This is a genomic window from Liquorilactobacillus vini DSM 20605, from assembly GCF_000255495.1.
In the GTDB taxonomy this organism is placed as follows: Bacteria; Bacillota; Bacilli; order Lactobacillales; family Lactobacillaceae; genus Liquorilactobacillus; species Liquorilactobacillus vini.
Map to the genome: position 1 here is coordinate 1 of NZ_AHYZ01000024.1, position 6,641 is coordinate 6,641.

Annotated in this window: 10 protein-coding genes; 7 read left to right on the forward strand and 3 right to left on the reverse strand. The window is 34.0% G+C overall.

Annotation, left to right across the window (positions count from 1 at the left end):
• Positions 1-38 precede the first annotated feature (38 nt).
• Positions 39-557 carry a helix-turn-helix domain-containing protein gene (locus ON15_RS00955; protein WP_010579595.1) on the reverse strand — a complete coding sequence of 173 codons (519 nt, stop codon included), beginning with the start codon at positions 555-557 and terminating at the stop codon, positions 39-41.
• A gap of 304 nt (positions 558-861) precedes the next feature.
• On the opposite strand from ON15_RS00955, the gene ON15_RS00960 reads away from it, so the two are divergent.
• Positions 862-1,200 (forward strand): helix-turn-helix domain-containing protein, encoded by a 339-nt coding sequence (locus ON15_RS00960; RefSeq protein WP_010579596.1) that lies wholly within the window; start codon positions 862-864, stop codon positions 1,198-1,200.
• A 129-nt stretch (positions 1,201-1,329) separates the two neighbouring features.
• Here ON15_RS00960 and ON15_RS00965 read toward each other — a convergent pair whose 3' ends face one another.
• Positions 1,330-1,644, reverse strand: coding sequence for a Txe/YoeB family addiction module toxin (locus ON15_RS00965; protein ID WP_010579597.1), 315 nt, complete (start codon positions 1,642-1,644; stop codon positions 1,330-1,332).
• Complete coding sequence (locus tag ON15_RS00970) at positions 1,637-1,897, reverse strand: type II toxin-antitoxin system Phd/YefM family antitoxin (RefSeq protein WP_010579598.1); 261 nt, start codon at positions 1,895-1,897, stop codon at positions 1,637-1,639. Before ON15_RS00970 ends, ON15_RS00965 begins: the two co-directional genes overlap by 8 nt.
• 94 nt (positions 1,898-1,991) lie before the next feature.
• Here ON15_RS00970 and ON15_RS00975 point away from each other — a divergent pair, with 94 nt between their 5' ends.
• The 6 genes from ON15_RS00975 (at position 1,992) to ON15_RS01000 (ending at position 6,540) form a co-directional block, all read left to right on the forward strand.
• Complete coding sequence (locus tag ON15_RS00975) at positions 1,992-2,579, forward strand: site-specific integrase (protein ID WP_010579599.1); 588 nt, start codon at positions 1,992-1,994, stop codon at positions 2,577-2,579.
• 12 nt (positions 2,580-2,591) lie between these two features.
• Positions 2,592-2,957, forward strand: a complete 366-nt coding sequence (locus ON15_RS00980; RefSeq protein ID WP_010579600.1) for a hypothetical protein — start codon at positions 2,592-2,594, stop codon at positions 2,955-2,957.
• 392 nt (positions 2,958-3,349) lie between these two features.
• A complete protein-coding gene (locus tag ON15_RS00985; protein ID WP_010579601.1) occupies positions 3,350-3,562 on the forward strand; it encodes a hypothetical protein in 213 nt (70 codons plus the stop codon).
• A gap of 710 nt (positions 3,563-4,272) precedes the next feature.
• On the forward strand, positions 4,273-5,208 hold the full coding sequence (locus tag ON15_RS00990) for a replication initiation protein (RefSeq protein WP_010579602.1): 936 nt from the start codon (positions 4,273-4,275) through the stop codon (positions 5,206-5,208).
• Positions 5,201-5,722, forward strand: coding sequence for a DUF536 domain-containing protein (locus tag ON15_RS00995; RefSeq protein ID WP_010579603.1), 522 nt, complete (start codon positions 5,201-5,203; stop codon positions 5,720-5,722). The genes ON15_RS00990 and ON15_RS00995 overlap by 8 nt, the downstream gene beginning before the upstream one ends.
• Positions 5,723-5,784: 62 nt before the next feature.
• Positions 5,785-6,540: a nucleoside phosphorylase gene (locus ON15_RS01000; protein WP_040524619.1), complete on the forward strand. Its 756-nt coding sequence runs from the start codon at positions 5,785-5,787 to the stop codon at positions 6,538-6,540.
• The last annotated feature ends 101 nt before the right edge of the window (positions 6,541-6,641 follow it).

Consider the following 6,641-nt stretch of genomic DNA (forward strand, 5'->3'; position numbering starts at 1 on the left):
AACTTCATGATCTCTGTTTTAATAATATGGCTTCCACTTTAATGGATAAAATAGCCTATAACAATTGCTCCAACAAAAATAATGGTAAAAATCAAAAGTCGAGTAGTTGGTTTGTTGAAAGGTTTATAAACTTCTTGCTGCCTTTCTTCATAGTGAATTTCTTTAGAAAAGAAAAGTAGTGTTATCCCATTTAGCACAATGCTGATTAACAGTAAAACTGTGCTTAATAAAGAAAGCTTTCCTAAAAATTGTTGCTGTGAGACCATGATAATCAAAATAAGATTAAGAATGTTAGGTCCCCACATATACTTTTTTAAACTAGTTAATCTAGTTTTTTTCTCAATGTCTTTCACAATATCAGATCCTTCCACCAATAATTTATCTAAAGAAAGATGATAGAGCTGTGCCAACTTTATTAGACTTTCAATATCAGGGAAAGTTTTACCGGTTTCCCAATTAGAAACTGTTTTAGGAGACACAAATATTTTTTCGGCAAGTTGTTCCTGAGTAAGATGTAACTTCTGACGCTCTTGTTTTAAAATTAAATTTAGTTCCATGGTCATTCACTCACAATCGTCTTTCTTAGGTTTACTATAATTATTGGCGAAACTGTTCACCACCCAATATGTTACTGATTTGGTAAAAATGAGCTAGCAATTAGTTACTAGTATAGCTAGAACAGGCTTTAAATTGTCAAAAAACTCAAAATACAGTTATCTAAGGGGCTATAATCTCCATTTAGCCCCTATTTACACCAGAATATTCTTCGCAACCAGTAGTTGCTTTTAGTGCGCTAATAATTAGCGTGCTTTTTTCTCGCTTCAATATGATAATTAATCTATTGAAAGTGAGGTTACGTTTATGATTTTAGGGCAAAGGATAAAAAAAGAACGAGAAAAAAGGCAGTGGACACAAGATTATCTTGCAGAAACGCTTAATGTTTCTCGTCAGGCCATTTCTAAGTGGGAAGTCGGAAGTACTTATCCCGATATTGATCGTTTAGTGCAAATCAGCAATTTGTTCGACATTACCTTAGATAGTTTGATCAAGGGTGATGATTCACTAAAAAAAAGCATAGTTATTACCAAAAACGCAAAAGCACAAACTAATGTCTGGGAATTTATGCGCAGTACTGGTTGGATGATGGTAATTGCAATTATTTATTTAGTCACCAAAATGATTATCGCTGTCTTTAGTTAAGAAACCTTTAGGGACCATAAGTATCAAATAACCCCTCAAAAACATTGTTAAAATAACCCCCAACATCTATAATGTAGATATTGGGGGCTATTTATTTTAATATTATAATTTATAACGCATATTAAGTTGCTAGTTTTTTCGAGAATTGGATTTACCACTCATTTCAAGAGCACCACTTTCATAATGGGCCCAACATGAATAGATTTCGACTATTTTAGTTACTTTATCAATGGTATAAACGACGCGATGTTGACCATTTATTCTTCGAGAATAGTAACCAGCCGCAGGTGGTGTTAATTTTTCAAATGACTGTATTGGTTTATATGGATCAGATTCCAATACATTTTTTATTTCTTCAAATGACTGACGTAATGGGCTTCTTAAAACTTTTTTTAAATCACCTTTAGCTGATGATTTTATTTTTACTTTCCAACGATTACTCATGATCAATTTCTTTGATCATTTCGTCTAAATCAACCGATTCATCATCTTTACGGCTTAAGGTAGCTTGAATTTGACCATTCATCATTAAGTTCATGGTTTCCTGTAATGCGTCGTAGTCTTTTTTTCCAATCAAAACGGCACTACGGCTGTCATTAGATCCTGCAATAATAACAGGTTGGGAGTCCCGATTAGCATTTTTGATAAGTGAAAATAGATTGGTTCGTGCTGTAGTTGGATTAATAATTTTTTCCATATGATTCCCCTCCTCAACTTATCTAATATTATAGGCGTACATTATAGCGTACGTCAATTGCAAACTATTATATCGTCAAAGGAGATTATGACTTATGCAACAAATTGTCCTACCAATCAAAGATTCGAATGTACTTAAAGATGTGCAAGATACTTTACTCAATAACTTTAAAGCTGGCCGGCGTAACTATACAATTTTTCAAATTGGCAAAGCTACACTATTGAGAGTCAGTGACGTCATGTGCTTAAAACAGACCGATATTTTTAATTCAGACGGTTCAATTAAACAAAATGCGTTTATTCACGACCGAAAAACTGGTAAACCTAATACCTTGTACCTTAAACCGGTTCAAACAGAGCTTTTATTGTATCGTCAATGGCTGCTCGATCATAAGCTGGAATCTGAATGGCTCTTCCCTTCCATTCAACACTCGGAACGTCATATTACAGAAAAACAATTTTACAAAATCATGAGTAAGGTTGGCGATCTGTTAGAAATTAATTATCTAGGTACTCATACGATGCGCAAAACCGGGGCTTATCGCGTCTACACACAATCAAATTATAACATTGGCTTAGTCATGCACTTATTAAATCATTCTAGTGAAGCTATGACTTTAGCCTATTTGGGCTTAGACCAGGCTAGTACCGAAACTATGCTAGATCAAATTGATTTTGGTTAGGAGGTTATCTTTATGGATTTAGATTTTGAAACAAACAAGTATGACTTGTTTGATGATTGGCACCAAAACAAGACTAAACAAGAATTTACACAAAAATTGCAACAACAAGCTCAAATTGAAAAAACACAACTACCGCAATTATTGTCGCGTGAAGATTTAAAAATTCGTTGGCAGATGAATTCTCGTCAAAGTGTTCATCAAGTTGCTAGTAAGCCTGATTTTCCGCAACCTGTTTTTAATTTTACTCATGGTAAGACGCCACTTTATTTAGAAACTGAAATTCAAATCTTCGAAATTAATCATCCTTGGTTAATAACTCCAGGCGCTCGTCTTGCTTACAGTCATTGGATCCTTCGCAATGTAATTGACGGCTCTTGAGATTTAGCTCTAGGCTTTTGGTGGTTTTACTCTAGATTTTTTATCGTTGGCGCTAGCCTTCTAATACAAATAATCCCCATCAAAATGGGGATTAAATTTACCCTTGACACTTGTCAAGGGTGTAAGTGCGCATTGACCTCATTTTACTCGGTCTGCTGAGAGCCATAGAATTGGTTTTTGCTGTTGTTGAATTGAATGTATTCTTAATTCAATTCATGTTTACACTTAACTTAAGTTTGTTATGCTTTAAATACTTAAAAACTGTTGCAGATTCCACTGCTTTAAACGAAAATTTTTTAATTGCTTTGTGCAGAGATTCTTTATAACCTTAGCAACAAAATTTGAATAACCAACCGTATGAACTATGTATCTAAATTGAAATTATTATTTTGATGTTAGGAGTAATTAAAATGGACGAAAAAAAAGTATTAAAACTAATTGATGAAATGCTCGCTGATCCCTGGCAAGTTGATATTCAAGAATTGTTTAAAGCTTTTGTGAATGAACCCGATGAAATCAAAAAGAGTTTGTATAATTCCTTATACACTTATGTTTTGCAAAAAAGACAAGAAGATATTATTAAACGTCCAGACTTTGTAATTTAGCCCCTAAAAGCTCACTGAGGGCTTTTTATTTTGGCTTTGGTATAAATATATATAAATAGCATTAAAATTGTTAAAAATGGAAAATAAGGCCCTTAAAAGGGGATATAACAGTTAAATTCTTATCAAATTTTAGAAAAGCTAACTATTTGCTGTCAATGGTAGCGGACGAGCGTAGCGTGGGAGCATAAGGAATTGACAGCTCTAAACCAGTTTTAACACTGAATTGGCGAAAGCCAAAGTTTCTATAAAACTTTGCTTTCCTGCCTAACGGCGAGTGAAAAAGCGGTCAAGCTGGCTCAGCTTGGACGGGGTTGTGGGGCGTCAGCGCCCGAATGAATGTGGCTTGCCACACCTTTTTAGGCAACGAACGAAGTGAGGCGCAAGGAGCATCGCGACTGAAGTTTAATGTGAGCCAGTTTTTGGCTCACTCCTTTGTGTTTTTTGTTTTTAGATTTGGATCTTGTACAGTGGTGCCTCTTATATACCTCTTTTATAAACCTCTTTTAAACCTCTTTTAGACCCCTATTGAGCCTTACTCTCCCAAGGAGTACAAAAGTTTATCGACTACATTTTGTCTGTTTATCGACTACATTTTGTCTGTTTATCGACTACATTTTGTCTGTTTATCGACTACATTTTGTCTGTTTATCGACTACATTCATTTACTTCCGTATTAAAATAAAGTAGTATTACTCATGGAGGTTACTTTTATGAGTAATGAATTAATTAAATACGATCCTGAATTGAATACAATTCCTTTGCGAAGATTTACTCCTATAGAAATGAATCTGTTCTTTTCTATTGTTTCCAGAATGCGTGATAAAGGAGATAATACTGTTAGATTCACCTTTGATCAATTAAAAGAATTAAGTGCCTATAAACCAACTGCAAATACTCGATTTATTGATGACATACAAAGTACATATCAAAAAATATTAGGTCTTAGATTTGGTTCTCGAAGTAAAGACGGCCTCGATAGAGAAATGTTTGTTATGTTTACTCAATTTGAAATTAAGGGTTCGGCAGAAGTTCCTTATGTCGATATTCAAATTTATCCTAAGGCATTGAAACTTTTAAACAATCTTGAAAGTTGGGTACGCTATGCTTTAGCAGAATTCAGAGATTTAAAAAGCAGTTACGCAAAAACAATGTTTCGTCTTCTTAAACAATTTCGAACTACTGGATATGCTTATTTTTCTAAGAATGACTTTTTCGAATTACTTGATATTCCTAAAAGTTATTGGAATAAACCTGCAAATGTCGAATCTAGAGTTATTCGGCCAATTAAGGAAGAATTAACCCCGCTTTTTAGGGGGTTAGCTATCAGAAAAAAGTATGGTAAGGGGCGAGGAAAACCAGTTATCGGTTATTCTTTTTCCTGGAAGCCTGAAAGAAAAGACGCTAACGACTTCTCACAAGGTCAATTTCAAGATGAACGTCAAAAACTCTTTAACATTCAGCATAATGGCGAATTAACAGAACAAGAAAAATGGCGTGCAACTGACAAAGTTAAACGATTGCCTTTAGGAACAACTGAAAAACAAACCTTAGCTGAAAAGCAAGCTGAACATGATAAAAAAATCAGAGATCAGGCAAGACAAGAAGTGCTTGCTGAACTCCGAAAGGGGTTTGGAAATCATGCCTAAAACTATTAGAGAACTTGCTAATGAATTGAAGGTCTCCAAACAGACTATTCAATATCACTACCAAAGGCTACCAACAAAGAACCGACAAAAAGATAGTCAAGGTACAAACATGATTAGCCCTACAGCTGAAAGGATTATTAGAGATAAGGTAGCAAAGCCTTTGGTAGCAAAGAACCAACAAATGGGTAGCAAAGAAGAGACAAAGACTAGCAAAGAAAATAATGAGCTAATCGCTACTCTAAGAAGAGAAGTAGCAGATTTAAAGTCTCAACGTGACAAACAGCTTGCTACCAAAGACCGACAAATAGATCATCTAACAAAATTGATAGACCAGCAACAGCAATTACAATTAGCAACAGTAGCAAAAAACAAAGAATTAACAGCACATGTTCAAAAATTAAGTGGTTTACTTGAAAATTCTAATATTTCTAAAAAAAAACTAGAAAATGACAAGAAATACGGCGTACATAAAAATAAACTCAAACTCAATAACAGTTGGTGGCATTTTTGGTGATATACACTGAATTCGAAAGTGTTTTAAACTTTACACCAGAACCGTTTAAAGGAGACCTAAAAATGTGGTATTTTGAAGAAGACGATACAAACCCAATAATCACAGGTAAGAAGCAGGCTCAATCAAATCATGGAAATATTAAACTTAATCATTTGCCAACAACTGCTCTTCTTTTGTATATGAGGGGGTTAGAATCTATAAAAGAAAAGTATAAGCTTGAATTAATTTCGGAAGAATTTCCTAGATTTTTAAATTCTTGCCCTATTTATAAGGCTCCAGAAAATGAAATCTGTTTATTAGATGGAGGGCGCGGTGCGCCAATGGCAGTAGATACGATTGAAGTCTTAAAAGCATACGGAGTTGAAACCATAATTTCAATAGGCCTAATGGGTTCGATAGCAGAAGGGATTGATGTAGGTGATATTGTAATCCCAAGTAAAGCTTATGTAGAAGAAGGAACATCATTACATTATTATAAAAGAATTGAATATAGCACACCGGATTTAGAATTACTAAATATAATTTCTGAAAAAAGTTCAAACTCAATAATAAGACCAATTATCACCACAGACTCAATATATAGGCAAACTTATTATAAAGAAAAGTTATGGAGAGACAAAGGATGCGTAGGGATAGATATGGAAACGTCAGCATTAATGTCAGTTGGAAAATATCTAAATATGAATGTTTGTTCAGCATTAATGGTCTCTGATAAACATCCTATTGATAAATTTCAAAAAAGTTGGGGGTGGAAATTAACTGAAAGTAAGCGACAAGAATTTTTAGAAAATATGCTTGATATTGTATTGTCAATCTAAAAACAAAAAAGATGAGATAGTCTCTCATCTAAAACTATACCTTTTGAGGTACACATCACATTATTATTAATTTGATGGTCTTTTTCGAATGACAACTTCAG

What these genes read in the sequence shown, in the direction of transcription:
- ON15_RS00955 (WP_010579595.1), bottom strand. Translation starts at nt 557, where the DNA reads ATGGAACTAAATTTAATTTTAAAACAAGAGCGTCAGAAGTTACATCTT.
- ON15_RS01000 (WP_040524619.1), top strand. Translation starts at nt 5,785, where the DNA reads ATGTGGTATTTTGAAGAAGACGATACAAACCCAATAATCACAGGTAAG.
- ON15_RS00970 (WP_010579598.1), bottom strand. Translation starts at nt 1,897, where the DNA reads ATGGAAAAAATTATTAATCCAACTACAGCACGAACCAATCTATTTTCA.
- ON15_RS00975 (WP_010579599.1), top strand. Translation starts at nt 1,992, where the DNA reads ATGCAACAAATTGTCCTACCAATCAAAGATTCGAATGTACTTAAAGAT.
- ON15_RS00990 (WP_010579602.1), top strand. Translation starts at nt 4,273, where the DNA reads ATGAGTAATGAATTAATTAAATACGATCCTGAATTGAATACAATTCCT.
- ON15_RS00995 (WP_010579603.1), top strand. Translation starts at nt 5,201, where the DNA reads ATGCCTAAAACTATTAGAGAACTTGCTAATGAATTGAAGGTCTCCAAA.
- ON15_RS00965 (WP_010579597.1), bottom strand. Translation starts at nt 1,644, where the DNA reads ATGAGTAATCGTTGGAAAGTAAAAATAAAATCATCAGCTAAAGGTGAT.
- ON15_RS00980 (WP_010579600.1), top strand. Translation starts at nt 2,592, where the DNA reads ATGGATTTAGATTTTGAAACAAACAAGTATGACTTGTTTGATGATTGG.
- ON15_RS00960 (WP_010579596.1), top strand. Translation starts at nt 862, where the DNA reads ATGATTTTAGGGCAAAGGATAAAAAAAGAACGAGAAAAAAGGCAGTGG.
- ON15_RS00985 (WP_010579601.1), top strand. Translation starts at nt 3,350, where the DNA reads ATGTTAGGAGTAATTAAAATGGACGAAAAAAAAGTATTAAAACTAATT.